Here is a 20,272-nt window from a genome sequence, read left to right as displayed (position 1 = left end):
TGCGCGTCAGAGCTCTTTCGCGGGATGTCCCGCGTGGGTTTCCAGCCGCAGCTTGGCCAGCGCCTCCGCGCGCTCGAGGTCCTCGATGCCGGCGCTTTCCGCGATCACGCTGTGGGAATGCGTCAGCACGCTCAACACCGCCTCGCTGGGAAGGTCGGGGAACTGGCGCGACAGCACCTCGGCCGCCCTCCGCAACTCGAAGAGTTTGGGATACGCCCGTTCCGCCGGCGTCGGCGGCACCACGCGGGTGACGTCCTGGGCGTGCTGCAACACCGCGATGGTCTTCTTGCCCTCCTTGATCGGCGAATTCATCGGCGTCCAAACCTTGTACACGAACTCGCCCGGATTCTGCGGGTCGGGAATGTCGTAGCGCTGCACACCCAGCCAATGCCGGACCCCGCGGCGAAGGACAAACTCCAGCGACGCCGAGACGTTGGCCACGCCGTCCGCTTCCGGATCGGCCGGGTTTTCCGGGAAGGCGTCGAACAGCTCACGGCCGAGCAAGCTCTCCCGCGGGTGCCCCGACACGCGTTCGCAGGCCACGTTCACCGCACGGATCCGCCAGTCCGCATCACACAACAGGTACGGTGCCCACTTCGACTGAAACCACGCGGACTCCTCGATCGCCGAGACGCGGTCGGCTGACAACATGACTACCCCCACCGGTCCTTCACTGCCCTGATACCACCACGCTCCCGACGCGCAAGAAACCATCGTGACCCCGCGGCGCCGACCCCGGCGAGGGACCTTTGTCACCCGCCGCCCGCCAAGTGGCATCCAAGCGACGGCCCATCGACAGAGCCCATTGATTAAATCAATCGCTTGACTTAATCGAAGGGCCGCGGTTGACTGGCCGGGTGACCACCATCGGCCGGCCCGTTCGCACCGAGCGGGCCAGCTCCACCCAGGAAGCGATCTTGGTTGCGGCCGAGCGCCTCTACGCCGAGCACGGCATGTTCGCGGTGTCGAACCGGCAGGTGAGCGAGGCCGCCGGCCAAGGCAATAACGCCGCCGTCGGCTACCACTTCGGGACGAAGGCCGACCTGGTCCGGGCGATCGAACACAAGCACCGCGGACCGGTCGAGCGGCTGCGCGAGCGGATGGTGGCCGAGCTGCTCGAGTCGGGTGGTTCCGCCGAATTGAGGGACTGGGTGGCCTGCCTGGTGCGTCCCCTCACCGATCACCTGGAGGAGCTCGGCAATCCCACCTGGTACGCGCGGTTCGCGGCGCAGGCGATGACCGATCCCGCGTACTACCACATCATCGTCAAGGGCGCCCTGAGCTCGCCCTCCCTGGTTCAGGTCGTCGAGGGCATCAACCGCTGCCTGCCGGACCTGCCGGCCGAGGTGCACTTCGAACGAAACATCATGGCCCGCAACCTGTTGATGCATACCTGCGCCGACCGGGAACGCGCGCTCGCCGCGGGTGCCTCGCCGCCCCGGCGTTCCTGGCGGGCCGCCGCGTCGGGCCTCATCGATGCGATCGTGGGCCTGTGGCTGGCGCCCGTGACGCCGTACCAGTGAAAGGTCTGCAGATGAAAGTGACTGTCGACCAAGACGCATGCGCCTCGTCGGGGAACTGCGTGATGAACGCCCCCGACGTGTTCGACCAGCGCGACGACGACGGCGTCGTCGTTCTGCTCAACCCCAATCCGTCGGCCGAGCAGGCCGAGGGCGCGCGGCGAGCCGCCGCGGCGTGCCCCGCGCTGGCCATTCACATCGAGGAATGAGATGTCCGAGACGATGACGAACACTTCTGCGACCGAGGCGGCCGCGGAGATCCCCGACTACCCGATGCCCAGGCAGAAAGGCTGCCCCTTCGCCCCGCCGCCGGGTGTCATGGCACTGGCCGAAGCGCGCCCGCTGTCCCGAGTCCGGATCTGGGACGGCAGCACGCCGTGGCTCGTCACCGGCTATGAGCAAGTGCGGGAACTGTTCTCGGATTCGCGCGTCAGCGTCGACGACCGGCTGCCCGGCTTCCCGCACTGGAACGCGGGCATGTTGTCCACCGTGCACAAGCGTCCACGGTCGGTCTTCACCGCCGACGGCGAGGAGCACACCCGATTCCGTCGCATGTTGTCGAAACCCTTCACGTTCAAGCGCGTTGAGGGCCTGCGCCCGACCATCCAGCGGATCACCGACGACCACATCGACGCGATGCTGGCCGGCCCGCAGCCCGCCGACGTCGTCACCGCGCTGGCGTTGCCGGTCCCGTCGCTGGTGATCAGCCAACTGCTCGGCGTCCCGTATGAGGACGCCGACATGTTCCAGCACCACGCCAACGTCGGGCTGGCGCGCTACGCGACCGGCGAAGACACCGTCAAAGGTGCCATGAACCTCAACAAGTACCTCGCGGAGCTGGTCGAGGCGAAAATGGCGAACCCGGCGGAGGACGCGGTTTCTGACCTCGCCGAGCGCGTCAAGGCCGGCGAGCTCAGCGTCAAAGAAGCGGCCCAACTGGGCACCGGCCTGCTGATCGCCGGGCACGAGACCACCTCGAACATGATCGGTCTCGGGGTGCTTGCCCTGCTGACGAACCCGGACCAGCTGGCCGTCATCCGCGACGCCGAGGATCCCAAGGTCATCGCCAGCGCCGTCGAGGAACTGCTGCGCTACCTGAGCATCATTCAGAACGGGCAGCGCCGCGTCGCGCTCGAAGACATCCACATCGCCGGGGAGACCATCCGCGCCGGCGAGGGCATCATCATCGACCTGGCCCCGGCCAACTGGGATCCGCACGCCTTCCCCGAACCCGAACGGCTGTACCTGCACCGCTCCGGGGCCGACCGCAACGTCGCCTTCGGCTACGGCCGGCATCAATGCGTGGGGCAGCAGCTCGCCCGCGCCGAGCTGCAAATCGTCTACCGCACCCTGTTCCGCCGCGTCCCCACCCTCGAATTGGCCATCCCCGTCGAGGACGTGCCCTTCAAAGACGACCGGCTCGCCTACGGCGTCTACGAACTTCCGGTGACCTGGTAGCCCCCAGGCCGCAACTGTCCCAATGCCGATCCGAATGGAGGGGTCAACGATGACGACTCACACCAGCACCGTTTCGCTCTACCCGCCCGGAGGCTTCGGCGCCCCGAAGGACCGCCGGGGCCACGCCTCGGACGCGGACGTCGGCCTGCCGGCGGGAACCGTGGTGTTTTCCGCGGACAATCACATCTCGCTGGCGGACGACATCTTCTACCAACGCTTTCCGGACGACCTCAAGGACAAGGCGCCGCGGATCTGGTACGAGGACGGTGCCTACCAGGTCGGCCGCAAGGGCCAGTCGTTTTTGCCGGGTGACTTCAGCGCGGTGCTGATGCAGTACGACGACCTGCCCGGCGCGGCGAGCACCAACATCGAGGCCCGCATCCAGGAACTGCATGACGACGGGGTCGACAAGGAACTGGCGTTCCCCAACGCGATTCTGGCGCTGTTCCACTACCCGGACAAGAACCTGCGCGAACTGGCCTTCCGCATCTACAACGAATACATCGCGGAGCTGCAGGAGCGCTCGGGCGGCCACTTCTACGGCGCCGGCCTGATCAACTGGTGGGACCCACAGGGCACCCGCCGGACACTCGACGAGCTGAAGTCGTTGGGGCTCAAGACCTTCCTGATGCCGCTGAACCCCGGCAAGGACGACGACGGCAACCCGATCGACTACGCGAGCACGTCCATGAGGCCGGTTTGGGACGAGATCGAGGCCGCCGGCCTGCCGCTCACCCACCACATCGGCGAAACGCCGCCGAAGAGCCCGTGCGAGTTCAACAGCGTCGTCGTCGGCATGATGATCAACATCGACGGTTTCCGGGAGACCTTCTCCAAGTACATCTTCGGCGGCATCCTCGATGATCACCCGGCTCTGCGGATCGGCTGGTTCGAGGGCGGAATCGCCTGGGTTCCATGGGCGCTGCAGGACGCCGAGCACTTGGTGGCGTCCTACCAGCACATGTTCAACCGACCGTTGCAGCACGACGTGCGGTACTACTGGGACAACCACATGAGCGCGTCGTTCATGGTCGACCCGCTCGGTCTGCAGCTGATCGACAAGATCGGGGTGGACAAGGTCATGTGGTCCAGCGACTACCCGCACAACGAAAGCACCTACGGCTACTCCGAAAAGTCGCTAGCCGCCGTTGTCGAGGCCGTCGGTCCCGCGGACGCCGCGAAGATCGTCAGCGGCAACGTCACGAAATTCCTGGGACTGTAGGGCGGCCGGATGACGACCTTCGCGCAAACGGGCGCGGGCACCAGCAGCCTGGTGATCCCCGAGACGCCCGACCTGGGCCGCATGCGCCGGGAGACCGGGGCACGGCTGCGCTCGGCCATGGCCGAACGCGGTGTCGACGCCATGATCCTGCTGGGCAACAGTGCGGTGGTCTACGCCACCGGCACCAGTTGGCCGCTCGGTGACGCGGGTCTGTCCTACGTGGAGCGTCCGGTGGCCGTGGTGCTCGCCGCGGACGAGTGGCCGCACCTGTTCCTGCCGTTTCGCGAGGGCGCCTCGCACGAGTCGGACCTGCCCGCCGACCATGTGCACGGCCCGGTGTATCTCGAATTCGACGAGGGCGTCGAAGACTTCGCTCGCCTGCTGGCCGGCCTGATTCCCACCGCGGCGGTGATTGCGGTCGACGAATGCACCGGCGCGATGACGCGCGCCGCACAGGCGCTGTTCCCCGGCGGGGCGCCCGTCGACGCCGCGGCCATCGTCAGCGCCGCCAAGTCGGTGAAGACACCGGACGAACTGTCGTGCATGCGCACCGCCATCCGGATCACCGACGAGGCGATGGTCGAGGTGCACAAGCGGCTGGCCCCGGGAATCCGCCAAATCGACCTGTCGGCAAGCTTTCTGCGGCGAGCCTTCGAGTTGGGTGCGACGGCCAGCATGCTCGAACCGATCTGGCAGGTGATGCCGCCGAGCAAGGCCGACGGTGTCTGGACCACGCACGGCGACCTGGCGTTGCCCCTGCTGAGCACCGAGCGCGAACTCGCCGAGGGCGACGTGCTGTGGACCGACGTCAGCATCACCTATCGCGGCTACTGCTCGGACTTCGGACGGACCTGGATCGTCGGCCGGGATCCGTCGCCGCGCCAACGGGCGCAGTTCGACAAATGGTTCGAGATCATGTCCGCCGTCCTGAGCGTCGCCAAGGCCGGCGCCACGGCGGCGGATCTGGGGCGGGCGGCCACCAACGCCAACGGCGGCCGCAAGCCGTGGCTGCCGCACTTCTACCTGGGCCATGGCATCGGGGTGAACGCCGCCGAAATGCCCATGATCGGAACGGATCTGGGCCAGGAATTCGACGAGAACTTCGTCCTGCAACCCGGCATGGTGCTGGTCTTGGAGCCCGTGGTGTGGGAGGACGGCACCGGCGGGTACCGCAGCGAAGAGGTCCTGGTGATCACCGAGGAAGGCTGGATCCGATTGACCGACTACCCCTATGACCCCTATGGCTGCCATGTCAGTTGACGTCTGCCCCGACGACCGCGCGCTGCGCTCGGGTCGCCGCCGGCGTGTGCTGGAACAGATGGCGGCGCACGACCTCGACGTCCTGGTCCTCGGCCGCCAGGCCAACGTCCGTTATGTCACCGGTGCGCCGCAGTTGTGGGTCGCGGGCACCCGCCCGTTCGGCCCGACGTGTGTGCTGGTCCGCGCGACCGGGGCGATCCATCTGCTCAGCACATGGGACGAAGGTGTCCCCGAGGACATCCCACACGAGAACCTGTACGGCATCTCGTGGAACCCGATGAACACGATGTCGGCGCTGCGGCGCATCGATGGCGCCGCGACCGCGCGTCGCGTCGGAACCGACGCGATATCACCGGTGTTCGCCCAGCTGCTGCCGACGGCGTTTCCCGGCGCGGAGCTCGTCGACGGCGAACTGGCGATGCGCGCCGCCCGCCGCATCAAGACGGCCGAAGAAGTGGTGTCGTTGCGGGAGGCGATCGCGGTGGCCGAAAAGGGTCTGGCTGCCGCCGTTTCCGAACTGCGGCCGGGCGTCAGCGAGCAGACGCTCGCCGGGGCCCTGCTCGAGGCCGTCGCGGCCGGCGGGGTGAGCACCCCGTCGAACCAAGACGTGGCGTGGGTGACCTCACCCGATCACCCGTGGCGGACGGCTGGCAGCGATCGTGTTCCGCGCCGCGTCAAAGACGGTGACCTGGTGGCGTTCTCGGCCGGGGTGCTTGCCGGCGGCTACATGGGCGAGGTCGGGCGAACCTGGCCGGCGGGCGAGGCCCGCGGCGCGGATGCGGTGTATCGGCGATGGGAACGCCTGTGGGACAGCCTGCTGGCCGCATGCCGACCCGGAGCGGGCGCGGCCGAACTGCTGGAGGCCTATCAGGCTGCGGGGGAGCCGGCGCCGCCGATGCCGGTGGCCCGCGGGCTGGGCATGGGCTTTGACCCGCCGGTGATCTCCCAGCACCTGCCCGCGACCGCGGCCGCCGAACGATTGGAGCAGGGCATGGTGCTGGCGGTCACCGGCTATGTCTGGGAGCGGGGCGTCGGCGCCGTCTTCGGTCGGGAAGCCGTATTGATCTCCGCCGACGGGCCCGAGGTTCTGACATCCAGCCCGTCGTGGCGCGAATAGCCATGTCCGGCAAGCCCGGCCCGCCGGCCGAGGAGATCATCAAGTACCACAAGGACCCCGAAACCCGCATCGCCACCATCACGTTCGATCGCCCCGGTCAGCTCAACGCCCCCACCATCGCCGCGCGCCTGCGCTACGCGGACCTGTTGCACCGCGCCGCCGTTGACGACGAGGTCAAGGTGCTGGTGGTGCGCGGATCCGGCGAGGACCTCGGCTCGGGCGCGGATCTCTTCGAGGAAATGGCGGCGCAGAACTCGGCGGACCAGCGTCACCGGCTCGCCGAGTACCGGATCGACGACGAGGACGTCCGCTTTCCTCCCGAGGGCTCGTTCCGGCATGGCGCCACCCTGGGCCAGTGGTACGCCAACCCGAACTCGGGGATACGCGGCCTGCAGGACTTCAAGAAGATCAGCATCCTCGAGGCCAAGGGCTACTGCTACGGCTGGCACTTTTACCAGGCGGCCGACGCGGACCTGGTGATCTCCAGCGACGACGCGCTGTTCGGGCATCCCTCGTTCCGCTATTACGGCTGGGGGCCGCGGATGTGGTGGTGGGCGCAGACCATGGGGATCCGGAAGTTCCAGGAAATGGTCTTCACCGGAAGGGCTTTCACCGCGGCCGAGATGTACGACTGCAACTTTCTCAACAGTGTGGTGCCCCGTGACGAGCTCGAGGCGGAGGTGGAGAGGTACGCGCTGGCCTGCGCACGCAATCGCCCCACCGATACGGTGTTCATGCAGAAGGTCTTCTTCGAGATCATGAAGCAGTTCCAGGGCGAGTACCTGGGCAGCATGCTGAGCGGCTTCTTCGAATCGATGGGCGGCCGCGTCCGGCCGGACGGTCCCGACGACTTCACGCTCGGCGATGCCATCGAACGGGGCCTGGGTACGGCGGTGAAGGCAAACGACGACAAGTTTCCCCCGGACTGGCGCCTGAGCAAGAAGGGGCGCAAGCGCAAGGACAGCCCCGACGAGCGCGGCCGGAAGCGGAAGCGCTAGTGGCGGAGTCCGCCGTGGAACCTCCCTTGACCGGGTACACCGTGGTCGATCTGTCCACCGGCATAGCGGGCGCCTACTGCACCAGGCTGCTGGCGGACGGCGGGGCGGACGTCGTCAAAGTCGAACCGCCGGAGGGTGATCCGCTGCGTTCCTGGTCCGCCTCGGGCGCCGTCATACCGCCCGGCGGCGACGGGGCGCTGTTCGGCTTTCTGGCCGGGTCGAAACGCAGCGTCGTCGCCGATCCCGGCATCGCCGACGATGTCGAGCTGGTCGACCGGTTGCTGACGTCCGCGGATGCGGTGGTGTGGTCCGGCGGCTCGAAAGTCGCGGAGAGCGCGGACTTCGCGCCCGCGGTGATTCACCGGCGCCATCCGCATCTCACCGTCGTCTCGATCACCCCGTTCGGGCTGGACGGGCCCTGGCGCGGCCGGGCGGCCACCGAGTTCACGCTGCAAGCATGGTCGGGTGGGATCATCGGCCTCGGGCGCGGTGAGGCGGACCGCGCCCCCGTGTTCGTCGGCGGGCAGGTGGGCGAGTACGTGGCCGGCCTCTATGCGAGTGTGGCCGTCCTGGCATCGCGCCACGGCCGCAACGGCGACGAGCCGGGCGAACTGGTGGACCTGTCGATGCTGGAGACGCAGATCCTCTCCCTGACCTACTATCCCGTCACCTATTTCGAGATGCTCGGGCGGCCGTGGCGGGACGCGCGTCGCGTCACCGTGCCGGGCGTGGCGCGCGCCAAGGACGGCCTGGTCGACGTCGGCTGCGGGACGGCGCAGCAGTGGTTCGACCTGTGCGCGATGGTCGGGCACCCGGAATGGATCGATGAGGATTCGTCGCTGACGATCACCGAGCGGGCCAACATCAAGGCCGCCGAGATCTACGCATGGTTCGAAGGGAACACGGTCGACGAGATCCGCGAACTCGCAACAGCATTCCGCATTCCCAACGCTCCGGTGGCCAACGGCGCCAACATCGCGTCGCTGGACCACTTCCGCGCGCGGCGCTCCTTTGTTCGCAACCCGGTCGGGGGGTTCCGGCAGCCGGGCCCTCCCTACCGCATGGTGCCGGCGCTGCTGCGCGAGCCGCAAGCGGCGCCGCGGCTGGGCGAGCACACCGCGCGGTACCGCGCCGCGCAGGCCGTGACACGGCCCGCGCCCACCGGATCGGCGAATCGGTTGCCGCTGAGGGGGCTTCGGGTGCTGGACATGACAACGTTTTGGGCGGGCCCCTGCTGCACCCATATCCTGGCGATGCTGGGCGCGGAGGTCATCCACGTCGAGTCCACCCGCCGCCCCGACGGGACGCGGCTCATCGCGGGCGTACCCGTCACCGAAAATCAGTGGTGGGAGAAGTCCCCGATCTTCGCGGCGCTCAACACCAACAAGAAGGGCCTGACGCTGGACCTGCAAAACCGGCGCGGCCGGGACATCTTGCGCCGGCTCATCGCGACCTGCGACGTGGTCGTGGAGAACTTCACGCCGCGGGTGCTCGACCAGATGGGGCTGGATTTCGCAGCCCTGCAAGCCATTCGGCCCGACGTCGTGATGGTCCGGATGCCGGGGTTCGGCCTGGACGGGCCATGGCGTGATAATCCGGCATTCGCCTACGTCATCGAGGCCGCGTCCGGACTGACGTGGCTGACCGGGTACGCCGACCGCACCCCGTATGACCCCTACTCGATCGGCGACCCCAACGCGGGCGTGCACGCCGTGAACGCGTTGCTGTTGGCGCTGGAGCACCGGCGCCGCACCGGGCAGGGGGTGTTTGTCGAGGCGGCGATGGTGGATGCCGCGCTCAGCATCGCCGCCGAGCAGGTCATCGAATACTCCGCCTACGGGGCGCTGCTGGAACGGGCGGGCAACCGGGGACCGACCGCGGCGCCCCAAAACCTCTACCGCAGCGCCGACACCGACGAATTCGGCCTGCGGGACTGCTGGGTCGCGATAGCGGTGAGCACCGACGAGCAGTGGAACGGTCTGTGCGCGGCGATCGGATCGCCCTCGTGGGCAGCCGATCCCGAGCTGGCCTCCGCAGCCGGCCGCAGCGAGCACCACGACACCATCGACAAGGGACTGGCCGAATGGTGTGAGCGGCGAGGCGGCGACGAGATCGTGGCAACCCTGTGGGATGCCGGCGTTCCGGTGGCCAAGGTCATGCAGCCACACCGCCAGACGGAGCTCGAGCAGCTCGCGTTTCGCGGCTTCTTCGAGGAAGTCGACCACCCGGTGAACGGCCCGGCTAGGCTCAGCACCGTGCCGATGAGAATGTCATCCGGGCCGTCGGAATTCCACACCCGGCACGCGCCGCTGCTCGGCGAGCACAACAACGAATTGCTCGCCCAACTGGGGTTGAGCGACGCGGAGATCGCCGGCTTGGAAGCCGACGGCGTCATCGGCCGCGCACCGGCGATGTGACCCACGATGGCGATCGATCCCTCGGACGTCTTGCTCACCGGCCGCGTGGCGGTGGTCACCGGTGGGGGAGCGGGCATCGGTCGCGGCATCGCCGCCGGGATGGCCGCCTTCGGCGCCGCAGTGGCGATCTGGGAACGTGACCCGCAAACCTGTGCTGACGCCGCGGAATCGCTTGGCGCCCTGGGAATCGTGGCCGACGTGCGGGATGGCGCCCAGGTCGACGACGCGCTGCAGCGCACGAACGCCGAACTGGGCACCCCGACGATCCTGGTGAACAACGCCGGCGGGGTGTTCTCCTCGCCGCTGCTGGAAACCAGCGAGAACGGCTGGGATGCGCTCTACCGGGCCAATCTGCGCCACGTGCTGTTGTGCACCCAGCGCGTCGCGAGGCAGATGGTGTCAGCGGGCGTCGGCGGCAGCATCATCGCGATCACCTCGATCGAGGGCGTGCGGGCGGCGCCGGGCTATGCGGCGTACGCGGCGGCCAAGGCGGGCGTGATCAACTACACCCAGACCGCCGCGCTGGAACTGGCGCCGCACGGCATCCGGGTCAACGCGATCGCGCCCGACATCACGCTTACCGAAGGCCTGGCGAAGCTGGGCGGTGAAGCCGCGCTGAGCGGGATCGGCCACGTCGTGCCGCTGGGGCGCCCCGGTCATGTCGACGAAATCGCCGGCGTCGCGGTGTTTCTGGCATCGGGGATGTCGTCATACCTGACCGGGCAGACCCTGCACGTCGACGGCGGCACGCACGCGGCGAGCGGTTGGTATCACGACCCGCAGACGGGCGCCTACCGCCTGGGTCCGTCCGGCTAGTGGCTCCACCCCTGCGCGGCCTGGTCTTCGAAGGTGCGGTCGATGCGCTCGAACCGGCGACGAATCGAGGCACGGGCGGCTTCGTGCGGGAGCACGTAGAGGCGGTTGGCCAGGATCGCATCGGCCGTCAGCCGGGCGACGTCGTCGACGCCGACGCTCTCGTCCTGCGTCGGCAACGTCGCGGCGGCCGCCTCGGGTGAAGACGCCAGCCCGTAGTCCGCGCCGCGGATCCGTTCCGAGTTGGACACCAGCCTGGTCTCGACGACCATGGGGCACAGCACCGATACGCCTATGCCGTCGTCCCTGACCTCGCGCGCGAGCGTCTCCGCCAGGCCGACCACACCGTATTTGGCGACGCCATAGGTCCCCAGGCCCGCGTTCGGAACCAGGCCGGCGAAGGACGCGGTGAACGCCATGTGCCCGCCCGTGCCCTGTTCGAGCAGCCGCGGCAGGAACGCCTCGACCGCGTGGATCGAGCCCCACAGGTCGATGTCGATCACCCAGCGCCAGTCGTCGTGCGTCATCTGCGCGATCGGACCGGCAACCACGATGCCGGCGTTGCTGAAGACGACGTCGACGCGGCCCAGCAGGCGGAAGGACTCCTCGGCGAGGTGCACCATCTCGTCGAGCCGCGAGACGTCGCACACCACGCCGTGCGCGTCGAATCCCTCGCCGCGCAGGTGATTTACCGCCTGTTCCAGCGCGGGCTGATCCACGTCGGACAGCACCACGCGGGCTCCCCGGCGGGCGAATTCGGTGGCTGTGGCCAGACCGATACCGCTCGCACCGCCGGTGACCACCGTTCCGCGACCTTCGAACCCGTCCATGGGACGGCACTCTATTTCAGGCAGCTACCGGCATCGATGGGCAGGGTCACTCCGGTGATGTAACGGGATTCGTCCGAGGCGAAGAACAGCACCGCATTGCTGATATCGATCGGTTCCACCCACGGGATGGGCAGGATGTGGAACATCTGACAGATCGGCGCCATGTCGTCGGGACCGGGATTCTCCAGGTCCGGGCGGAACATCTTGAAGGTGCCCTCGTTGTGCAGCATCGGCGTCTTGACGTGGGTCGGGTGCACCGAGTTCACCCGAATCATGTGCTGCCCCAACTCGACTCCGAAGGCGCGCATCAGCCCGACGACGCCGTGTTTGGCGGCGACGTAATGGCCGGTGTGGGGGTAGGCCTTGAGCCCGCCGACCGAGCTGGTCAGGATGATCGAACCGCCCCGGCCCCCCGACAAGAGATGCGGCACACCGGCTTTCACGGTTTTCCACACCCCGGCCAGGTTGATGTCGATCATCTCCGTCCAGTCTTCCTCGCTCGTCTTGTCCAAGGTGTCGCCGCCGTTGCCGATTCCGGCGTTGGCCACGATGATGTCGAGCCGGCCGAGTTGTTCGACTCCGCTGTCCACCGCGGCCTTCAGCGCCTGGAAGTCGCGCACGTCGACTTCGGCGGTGACGATCCTGCGGTTGTGCCCCTTGACCAGGTCGGCCGTCTCGGCGAGATCCTCGGGCGTCGACGCGGGGATCGCGGTGTCGGTAACGCCGTCGCGGATGGGCTTGCAGATGTCGACGGCGATGATGTCGGCGCCCTCCTGCGCCAACCGCACCGCGTGGCTGCGGCCCTGACCGCGGGCCGCTCCGGTGACGAAGGCGACTTTGCCCTCAACACGTCCGGTCATGGTTACCTCAACTCCTGACTAGTGATCGCACGGCCGATCGCGAAGGGCCGCAACCGCATCCCCCGGGCCGCCGCCTTCGCACTCTGTCACCACCCCGTCGCGGGTGTCAACGACGAATCCGTTTTGGCTATTTATGGTTCTAAATATTAGAGAATATGATTCTCGGCAGCAAATGCGGTGCGCTATGTGATCAGCACCGGGAGTCGTGGCGGCGTTGTGCGTCGCGCTAGCCGACGAAACCGCGCGAGCAGAAGTCCCAGACCTCGTCGCCGGTGATGGGGTGGACCGTCGCGTCGTCGGAGCCGCCGCTGGATTGGGCGATGAACATCACGGTCTGCATGGTCATCGCGGCCATGCGCTTCGGATTGACGCCCTGGCGCAATTCACCGGCGTCGGACGCCGCTTCCATCAGTTCGGTCAGCAACGCCAGCAGGGGTGCGTGCGCGACCTTGACCTCGGCCGGGTGCGTGACCAGCAAACGCGGCGCGAAGTCGGTGAACAGCGGCCGCTTGGCGGTGGGATCCGGACGCGAGGCCTCATAGAGCAGCTGGACGGCAACCTTCAGCCGCTCCAGCGGATCGGTCTGGCTTTCTGTGGCGGCGCGGATCTGATCGGCGGAGCGGCTCAGGGCGTCTTCGAACAGCGCGAGCAGCAACTCGTGCTTGCCGTCGAACTGCAGGTAGAAGCTGCGCAGCGACTGGCGGGACCGGTCGACGACCTCCTGCACGGTAAAGTCCGTCGAGCCCTTCTCGATGATGATGGCCTGGGCCGCGTCGAGGAAGCGCTGAACGCGTTGCGCGGCACGCAATTTCGCCGTCTTGATCGACCTCTCGACGGCGCGCTGCTTCCAGGCTGGCTCTTCGCTGGGGCTGGTCACAGCCGGCTCGGCTGCTTGCCGCGAGGGGAGAACATGGTTGGACTCTACCGGAGAACGCCGTGACATCGCTGCGCTCGACCCCCTCACGGATCATATGTCGGAGATTGTAACTTTCTCGTCACGAGAATACTATTCTCTTAGACGTGTGTATGGAAGCGTTAATCATAAGAGCGAACCGGGCCGTCGGCGGAAATCGTGATCTATCGGCGCGGGGAAGTGCTCACGACCGTTGCGGGGAGTCGCGTGCAGCTCACCTTTGACGCCGACGTGGAGGCGTTTCGAGCCGAATTCGTCGCCTTTCTTCAGGCGCATTCCCCATCGGAGGCCGAGGCGTTCGAACGGCCCCGCTCCAGCTCGCACGTGCCGGCCTGGGCCCGGCGCTGGCAGCGGCTGCTGTTCGACAGCGGATGGCTGCTCCCGGGCAATCCGCCCGAGTTCGGCGGGCGCAACGCCACGCTGTTGCAGCAATACGTGTACTTGGAGGAGTTGGGGCGGCGGCGCATCTATCAAAGCTTCAACCCGCAGGGCGTCGGCATCATCGCCGCCTCGTTGTTGACCTTCGGCACGCCCGAGCAGAAGCGGAAGTGGGCGGTCCCGATCCTGCGGGCCGAGGTCACCGCGTCGTTGGGAATGAGTGAGCCAGGCGCGGGTTCGGACCTGGCTTCGCTGAAAACCCGGGCGGTGCTCGACGGTGATCACTTCGTCGTCAACGGCCAGAAGGTGTGGACGTCCGGCGCCCACGACGCCGACGTGCTGCTGACATTCGTGCGCACCGACCCAAAGGCGCCCAAGCACAAGGGCATCAGCGTGTTGCTGATCCCCACCGACACGCCCGGTGTGGTGCGCCGCCCGTTCGCGTCGATGTGTGACAGCGACGAGGTCGACTTCAACGAGGTTTTCTTTACCGACGCGCGCGTGCCGGCCGAGAACCTGGTGGGCGAGCTGAACCAGGGCTGGCGGGTGGCCACCGGTTCCCTGGGGCACGAACGCGTCATGCTGTGGATGGGATACGTCGACCTGCTGCACGAACTGAGCATCGACTTCCGGCCGACGGGCCCGCTCGAGCGGGATCGCTACGCCAGCCTGGTGATGGACGCCTATGCGCTGCGGCTACTGGGCTCGGCCGCGTTGTCGCGGGCCGCTCGCGGGGAAGAGGACGTGCCGGCCCAGTCGGTGCTGAAGCTGCTGGGCTCCGAGGCCCTGCAACGCGCATCCGAGGACGCCCTCAACGCCGCCCATGCGGACGGGCTCGTGCACCGCGCGGTCACCGCCCCGTTCGCGCCGCTGAACCTCGACAGCCACTACCGCAGCTGGTTCGACCGCTACGCGCGCACCTTCGCCGCGACGATCGCCGGCGGCACGTCGGAGATTCAGCGGAACATCATCGCCGAGCGCGTGCTCGGGATGCCGCGGAACTAGCGGGCGTCCAGCCAGGCGTAGTAGCCGATCGCGACGAGCCCGGCAACGATCGAAACCGCCCCTAACACCATACCCGCCAATGCGACTCGGGGATTGTTCGCTACGCCCCGCAGCACCCGTCTGCGACCGACGTCGCCCGTTATCACCGCCGCGATGCCGAACGGCACCCCGACCAGCATCCAGCATGTGCCGAGCGCGACCAGGCCCACGAGCAGCGAAGCGACGCCCATCTCGTTTCGGGGGGCTGGCTCGGGCTGACTCATCGCGTCCCATCCTGTTGGCGGCCAGACGCAGTCTACGCGCCGGCTTCGGGCCCCACCCGCCGGAAGGGCCGCGAGCCTAGAGCTGGGCGAGCCGCGGCGCGAAACCGTTGTCCGCCAGGACCTTTCCCGCCTCGCGGGTCAGCTCACGGGTGTTGCCCAGCAGGCCCTCCAGGATCAGCGACCGTTTCACGTGGTGGTGCAGCGGGTGCTCGGCGGTGAAGCCGATACCGGCCAGCACCTGCTGGCAATGGCGGGCGGCGGTCAGGGCGGCCTGGCCGGCGGCGGCCTTGGCCAGCAGCGACGCCAGCCCGTCGTGATCCCCGACCTGCGCGGCGACGCGCAGCGTTGCTTCGGCGCCCTCGATTGCGACGAGCGTTTCTGCCAGCCGGTGCCGGATCGCCTGGAACGAGCTGACGTGCCGACCGAACTGCACGCGGTCCAGCGCGTGCCGGCGGGCCAGCGAGAGCATGGCCCGGCCGGTGCCGACCAACCACCAGCCCAGTGCCTGCCTGCCGGCGGCCAGCGCGGACGACGGCAGCCAATCCCCCTGCGCCACGCGCTGTATCGGCAGCGCGTCGTCGATCGCCGAACCGACGCACTCGCCGCGCGCCCAGATCACCCAGGCACCGCCGGCGAACGGCAGCGGCGGTGTTCCTCCCGGCGCCGCGCCGGTCTCGCGTGACACCACGTCGTTGAGCACCGGGGCGTGCGCGCCAGTCTCGCCGAGCAAGCGGAAGACCAAAGGGATCGCAATGCCGGGCATTTCGTCCAGCATGTCACCCCAGCCCAGCTCGGTCAGCGCCGCGTCCAGCTTGCCCCCCGATGCGGCCGCCATCGTCGTCCGCAGCGAAGTTTCTAGTAGGCGCAGCGACTCGGGATCGTCCACGGCTCAGTCCTTCCCGAGGTCGAGCAGTCGGCGCGCAATGATGTTGCGTTGGATCTCGGCGGTGCCGCCGTAGATGGTCGCCGCGCGCGAGTACAGGTATTCCGGGCGCCACGGCGTCTCGTCGAGCTCGAGCGTTCCGGGCAGCAGGTCACGGACCGTGTCGTAAAGCCGTTGCTCGGCGGCGGCCAGCAGCACCTTGTCGATCGACGTGTCCGGTCCCAGTCGCGCCCCGTCGCGCAGGCGGTGCTGGGTGTCGCGGGATCGGCAGCGCAGGGTGTGCAGCGCCAGATAAGCCGCCCCAAGCGCGGATTCGTCCGGCTCGCCGGCATCGCAGGCCTGGGCGACGAGGTCGTCGAAGCGGGAGTACAGGTAGGCGATTCGCTGCCAGAAGCACGTCGACCGCTCGTAGGGAAGCAGGTCCATTGCCAGCCGCCAGCCGTCACCCGGCCGGCCGAGCATCCGGCTGCCCGGGATCACCACATCGTCGTAGTAGACCTCGCAGAATTCGTCGACGCCGTGCATCGTCCGGAGCGGCCGGATGGTGATGCCCGGGGTGTCGAGGTCGACGAAGAAGGCGGTGATTCCGTCGTGGCCGGGCGCGGTGCGGGTAAGCAGCACGCAGCGGGTCGAGAACTGCGCGAAGCTGGTCCAGACCTTCTGCCCGTTGACGACCCAGTCGTCACCCCGCTGCGTCGCGCGGGTGGTCAGCGAAGCCAGGTCGCTGCCGGAGCCCGGTTCGGAAAAGCCTTGACACCAATGCTCTTCGCCGCGCAGCAGCCGCGGCACCATCTCGGCGGCGAGCGCCGAAGGCGCGTAATCGATCATCGTGGGCGCGAGCACCTCGAGCATCGAGTAGGGGCCCGGCTCGGCGAGGCGGCGACCGACCACCTCTTCGCCGACGATCGCGCGCAGGACCGCGGGACCGCCCAGCCCGCCGACTTCGATGGGCCAGCCGTAGCGCATCCAATCGGCGTCGTAGAGCGCGCGGCTGACCCTGGCGAACTGCCGCATATGGCCCTGCAGCGAGTGGTCGGGACCGGGGGTCAGGTCATTGTCGTCGAGCCACGCACGCAAACCTGCCCGGAACTCCGCGACATTCACGGCGCGGGGCGGCCCACGGCATGCGGGCGCCCGGAGTCGTGCACGCCGCTGCGGCGGATGAACGTCATGGCACGGGTCTTCAGCCGCCATCCGTCGGGTGTGCGGGCATAGGTGTCGCGGTAGTAGCCGATCCGCATGTCATGGGTGGCGTGGTCGATGAAGCACAGCGGCTGGGTGCCGCTGGCGGAGTCGCCGTCGATGTTCTCGATCAGAGCAGTCCCGGTGAGAAACAAGCCCTTTGGCGCGGCGGCCACCAGCTCCGGAAATCTGTCCAACCGGTAGGTGTCGCCGAACGCACTGTAGGTGCCGTCCGGGGTGAAGACCCCGATGAGCCCGTCGATGTCTTCCTGGGTGATGGTGATCGCGTAGCGGGCGAGCAGCTGCTGGATCTCGACCAGGTCGTCAGTTCGGGTTGGCTGTTTTGTCGACATAGACCTTGCCGCCTTTCATGACAAAGCTCACGCTCTGGGTAACGGTGATGTCTTCCAAGGGATTTCCCGGCACCGCGATGATGTCGGCGAGCTGGCCCGCAACGAGCCGGCCCCGGTCGGTCGAGTTGATCAGTTCGGCCGCGGTCACCGTCGCCGCGCGCAACACGGCCAACGGTGGCAGTCCCCAGTTCACCAGGGTGACCAACTCGTCGGCGTTGCGTCCGTGCGGGATCGCGGGAGCATCGGTGCCGACCGCGATCTTCACCCCGGCCTCGTGGGCGGCCAGGATGGAGGTCCGCGCCTTCGGGAACATCTCGGCGGCCTTGGCCTGCAGCTCGGGGGCGGCATGAGAGACGTCCATGGCATCGCCGTCGGCCAGGCGCCGGGTGCTCACCAGGAAGGTGCCGTGCTCGACCATCGACGCGATCGCGTCGTCATCGATCAAGAAGCCATGCTCGATGCAATCGATGCCGGCGTCGACAGCGTGCATGACGGCCTCGGCCCCATGCGTGTGGGCGGCGACGCGCAGCCCGCGCCGGTGCGCCTCGTCGACGATCGCGCGCAGCTCCTCGTCCGAATAGTGTTGCGCGCCAGGCGGGCCGGTCAATGACATCACCCCGCCCGAGCAGCACACCTTGATCAACTCGGCGCCGTGTTTGATCTGGTAGCGCACGGCCTTGCGGATCTCGTCGATGCCGTTGGCGATGCCCTCCTCGACGGTCAGCTCCAGCGCGTGCGGCGCAAACGCCGCGAACATCGTCGGATCCAGGTGGCCGCCGGTGGGGGTGATGGCATGCCCGGCCGGCACCACGCGCGGACCATCGATCCAGCCGGCGTCGATGGCCTTGCCCAGCGCGACGTCCAACAGGTAGCCACCGGTCTTGACGAACAGGCCGAGGTTGCGCACGGTGGTGAATCCGGCGCGCAACGTGCGCCGCGCGTTGCCGACCGCGCGCAGCACCCGCGTGGGCGGGTCGTCCTGAACCTGGGACAGCCCGGGCTTTTCACCGCGGCCACCCATCAACAGGTTGACCTCCATGTCCATCAGCCCGGGCAGCAGGATTTGATCGCCGAGGTCGATGAGTTGGCCTTCCGGCTCACCGCCGACACTCGCGATCCGGTCACCCTCGATCTGGACGATGCCGGGTGAGACGATCTCGCCGGCGTCGACGTCGAGCAGCCCGGCGGCCTTGAGCGTCAACACCGGTTAGATCACCGGTTCCCGGATGCACTCCACCCAGGCGGCCCCGCTGTCGGGCACCCGCGGCTGCTTCCACGCTTCGATGGGAAACGACACCATGACGAGCGACTGCATGATGTGCATGAGAGTCCTTGCGTCCTCGGGCAGATCGTCTAGTGGGTATTTGTCACAGTAGGCGATCACGTCATTGAGGCGCGGGAAGGCCACGTCGTAGAACGCCTGCATCTCGGCCATCGTCGAGGCCAGTCGCTTGGCGTAGCGCTCGGGTTCGGTGGCGAGATCCCAGTCCAAAAACGGCTCGAGTTCGGCGAATTCAGCGGGCAGCGACGTGGCCATTGTTCTGATACTCCTTCACGTAGTCACCGGTCGTCTTGTGCAGATGACGGATCAAGACTTCCTGGTCGCACAGCAGGAACTCTGTGACGGCCCGCGTGCCGATCATGGTCTGGGTCGCTTCGAGCGTATTGGCGTCCTGCAGCGCGTACTCCTTGAACGTCACAGCGGCCAACTCCTGGGCCAGCCGTTCCCGCGCGTTGCGCGGCGGGACGAAATACAGCGTGCACTCGAAGATGTGCTTGTCCACGGCGGTGGGCCAGTAGTGGTAGGTGAGGAACCAGCCCGGCTCCCAGATCAGCAGCATGAAGTTCGGGTAGAAGAGGAACGAGTCGATGCCCCATTGCGGCACCCTCTTCACATTGACCCCCGGCGGCAGGTCCAGCTTCTCGATGAGCTCCGGCTTGTCCCACGGGCCGAACAGACCGCTGCGCAACACCTGGTCCATCGGCTTCACCATGGACATGTCCGGGGGAGGCGCCTGACCGCCCCACGTCGACTGCAGGCTGTGCGGGCCGGCCAGTTCGTAGTGCAGCGCCTCGTATCCGAACTTTTGGATCTTGGCGGCTTCTTCCTTCGTGTATTGCCCCTGGTGCAGGATCGGCGCGTGGTAGAACTCGACGAACGCATCGATGAACAGCTTCCAGTTGCTGCCGACCTCGGCGCGGTAGGAGTAGGTCTCCGTCATCTCGCCGAAGGGGTAGCCCTCGATGCTCTTGGCGAGTGGCCCGAGGTAGTCGGTGAGCGGCGCCGCGTTGGGGTCGAAGTTGATGAAAATGAAGCCCTCCCACACCTCGCAGCGGACCGGCGCCAAGCCGAAGTTGCCCTTGTCGAGGTTGAAGAATTCTTCTTCCTGTTGAACGAAGGTCAGGTCACCGTCGAGGTTGTAGCGCCAGGCGTGGTACTTGCAGGTGAACTGCCGGCAGGTGCCGGAGGTCTCCTCGTTGGGGAAGTCGTTCCACACCAACTTGTTTCCGCGGTGGCGGCAGACGTTGTGATACGCCTTGACCGATCCGTCCTTGGTCTTGACGATGATCACCGAGGTGCCCTTGCCCGCCGACGGCAGCTCTTTGGTGAAGTAGCTGCCGGTGCGGGGCAGGCGGTCGACTCGGCCGACGTTGAGCCATGTCTTCCTGAAGACGGCGTCGCGCTCGGCTTCGAAGAAGGCGGTATCGATCGAGTCGGTGTAGTCGACGGGCGCCGTGCCAAGCTCGGGGTAGTTCTCTGTCCAGCTGCCTGCGGCTGGCTTGGGGAAGTGGGGCAACT

At 67.6% G+C, this 20,272-nt stretch carries 21 protein-coding genes; 10 read left to right on the top strand and 11 right to left on the bottom strand.

Annotation, left to right across the window (positions count from 1 at the left end; genetic code table 11):
* Positions 1-6 precede the first annotated feature (6 nt).
* A complete protein-coding gene (locus AWC03_RS19905; RefSeq protein WP_158089983.1) occupies positions 7-651 on the bottom strand; it encodes a PAS domain-containing protein in 645 nt (214 codons plus the stop codon).
* Between the two features lie 206 nt (positions 652-857).
* Here AWC03_RS19905 and AWC03_RS19900 point away from each other — a divergent pair, with 206 nt between their 5' ends.
* From AWC03_RS19900 to AWC03_RS19860, 9 genes are all read left to right on the top strand, one after another.
* A complete protein-coding gene (locus AWC03_RS19900) occupies positions 858-1,523 on the top strand; it encodes a TetR/AcrR family transcriptional regulator (RefSeq protein WP_085242425.1) in 666 nt (221 codons plus the stop codon).
* An 11-nt stretch (positions 1,524-1,534) separates the two neighbouring features.
* Positions 1,535-1,729, top strand: a complete 195-nt coding sequence (locus tag AWC03_RS19895; protein WP_085242455.1) for a ferredoxin — start codon at positions 1,535-1,537, stop codon at positions 1,727-1,729.
* A 1-nt stretch (position 1,730) separates the two neighbouring features.
* Complete coding sequence (locus AWC03_RS19890; RefSeq protein WP_085242424.1) at positions 1,731-2,978, top strand: cytochrome P450; 1,248 nt, start codon at positions 1,731-1,733, stop codon at positions 2,976-2,978.
* A gap of 160 nt (positions 2,979-3,138) precedes the next feature.
* Positions 3,139-4,200 carry an amidohydrolase family protein gene (locus AWC03_RS19885; RefSeq protein ID WP_211279257.1) on the top strand — a complete coding sequence of 354 codons (1,062 nt, stop codon included), beginning with the start codon at positions 3,139-3,141 and terminating at the stop codon, positions 4,198-4,200.
* Between the two features lie 9 nt (positions 4,201-4,209).
* Entirely contained in the window at positions 4,210-5,460 is a 1,251-nt protein-coding gene (locus tag AWC03_RS19880) for a M24 family metallopeptidase (RefSeq protein WP_085242422.1), read from the top strand.
* The gene (locus tag AWC03_RS19875; protein WP_085242421.1) at positions 5,450-6,577 is read left to right on the top strand and encodes a M24 family metallopeptidase; all 1,128 of its coding nucleotides are present in this window, start codon (positions 5,450-5,452) and stop codon (positions 6,575-6,577) included. Before AWC03_RS19880 ends, AWC03_RS19875 begins: the two co-directional genes overlap by 11 nt.
* 2 nt (positions 6,578-6,579) lie before the next feature.
* Complete coding sequence (locus AWC03_RS19870) at positions 6,580-7,575, top strand: enoyl-CoA hydratase/isomerase family protein (protein WP_085242420.1); 996 nt, start codon at positions 6,580-6,582, stop codon at positions 7,573-7,575.
* Complete coding sequence (locus AWC03_RS19865; protein ID WP_142278443.1) at positions 7,575-9,992, top strand: CaiB/BaiF CoA transferase family protein; 2,418 nt, start codon at positions 7,575-7,577, stop codon at positions 9,990-9,992. The genes AWC03_RS19870 and AWC03_RS19865 overlap by 1 nt, the downstream gene beginning before the upstream one ends.
* Before the next feature lie 6 nt (positions 9,993-9,998).
* Positions 9,999-10,808, top strand: a complete 810-nt coding sequence (locus AWC03_RS19860; protein WP_085242419.1) for an SDR family NAD(P)-dependent oxidoreductase — start codon at positions 9,999-10,001, stop codon at positions 10,806-10,808.
* Here the strand turns inward: AWC03_RS19860 and AWC03_RS19855 are convergent.
* The 3 genes from AWC03_RS19855 to AWC03_RS19845 form a co-directional block, all read right to left on the bottom strand.
* Entirely contained in the window at positions 10,805-11,635 is an 831-nt protein-coding gene (locus AWC03_RS19855; protein ID WP_085242418.1) for an SDR family NAD(P)-dependent oxidoreductase, read from the bottom strand. The two genes, AWC03_RS19860 and AWC03_RS19855, sit on opposite strands and share 4 nt — an antisense overlap.
* Positions 11,636-11,646: 11 nt before the next feature.
* Positions 11,647-12,495 carry a mycofactocin-coupled SDR family oxidoreductase gene (locus AWC03_RS19850; protein WP_085242417.1) on the bottom strand — a complete coding sequence of 283 codons (849 nt, stop codon included), beginning with the start codon at positions 12,493-12,495 and terminating at the stop codon, positions 11,647-11,649.
* Positions 12,496-12,721: 226 nt separating this feature from the next.
* A complete protein-coding gene (locus tag AWC03_RS19845) occupies positions 12,722-13,372 on the bottom strand; it encodes a TetR/AcrR family transcriptional regulator (protein WP_085242416.1) in 651 nt (216 codons plus the stop codon).
* 243 nt (positions 13,373-13,615) lie between these two features.
* Here AWC03_RS19845 and AWC03_RS19840 point away from each other — a divergent pair, with 243 nt between their 5' ends.
* Complete coding sequence (locus AWC03_RS19840; protein WP_085242415.1) at positions 13,616-14,791, top strand: acyl-CoA dehydrogenase family protein; 1,176 nt, start codon at positions 13,616-13,618, stop codon at positions 14,789-14,791.
* On the opposite strand, the gene AWC03_RS19835 is transcribed toward AWC03_RS19840, so the two are convergent.
* The 7 genes from AWC03_RS19835 to AWC03_RS19805 all read right to left on the bottom strand — a co-directional run bounded on the left by AWC03_RS19835 (position 14,788) and on the right by AWC03_RS19805 (position 20,270).
* Positions 14,788-15,054 (bottom strand): DUF4190 domain-containing protein, encoded by a 267-nt coding sequence (locus AWC03_RS19835; protein ID WP_085242414.1) that lies wholly within the window; start codon positions 15,052-15,054, stop codon positions 14,788-14,790. The two genes, AWC03_RS19840 and AWC03_RS19835, sit on opposite strands and share 4 nt — an antisense overlap.
* A 76-nt stretch (positions 15,055-15,130) precedes the next feature.
* The gene (locus AWC03_RS19830) at positions 15,131-15,889 is read right to left on the bottom strand and encodes an acyl-CoA dehydrogenase family protein (RefSeq protein WP_085242453.1); all 759 of its coding nucleotides are present in this window, start codon (positions 15,887-15,889) and stop codon (positions 15,131-15,133) included.
* Positions 15,890-15,943: 54 nt separating this feature from the next.
* Positions 15,944-17,041 (bottom strand): acyl-CoA dehydrogenase family protein, encoded by a 1,098-nt coding sequence (locus AWC03_RS19825; protein ID WP_085242413.1) that lies wholly within the window; start codon positions 17,039-17,041, stop codon positions 15,944-15,946.
* A complete protein-coding gene (locus tag AWC03_RS19820; RefSeq protein ID WP_085242412.1) occupies positions 17,038-17,472 on the bottom strand; it encodes a nuclear transport factor 2 family protein in 435 nt (144 codons plus the stop codon). Before AWC03_RS19820 ends, AWC03_RS19825 begins: the two co-directional genes overlap by 4 nt.
* Positions 17,444-18,676 carry a metal-dependent hydrolase family protein gene (locus tag AWC03_RS19815; RefSeq protein WP_085242411.1) on the bottom strand — a complete coding sequence of 411 codons (1,233 nt, stop codon included), beginning with the start codon at positions 18,674-18,676 and terminating at the stop codon, positions 17,444-17,446. The genes AWC03_RS19820 and AWC03_RS19815 overlap by 29 nt, the downstream gene beginning before the upstream one ends.
* Before the next feature lie 3 nt (positions 18,677-18,679).
* A complete protein-coding gene (locus tag AWC03_RS19810) occupies positions 18,680-19,009 on the bottom strand; it encodes a hypothetical protein (RefSeq protein WP_085242410.1) in 330 nt (109 codons plus the stop codon).
* Positions 18,987-20,270, bottom strand: a complete 1,284-nt coding sequence (locus AWC03_RS19805; RefSeq protein ID WP_085242409.1) for an aromatic ring-hydroxylating oxygenase subunit alpha — start codon at positions 20,268-20,270, stop codon at positions 18,987-18,989. Before AWC03_RS19805 ends, AWC03_RS19810 begins: the two co-directional genes overlap by 23 nt.
* Between the last annotated feature and the right edge of the window lie 2 nt (positions 20,271-20,272).

Source organism: Mycobacterium europaeum, assembly GCF_002102155.1.
Lineage (GTDB): Bacteria > Actinomycetota > Actinomycetes > Mycobacteriales > Mycobacteriaceae > Mycobacterium > Mycobacterium europaeum.
The sequence above is the reverse complement of the archived record's forward strand: the minus strand, read 5'-3'. Positions and strand labels throughout refer to the sequence as shown.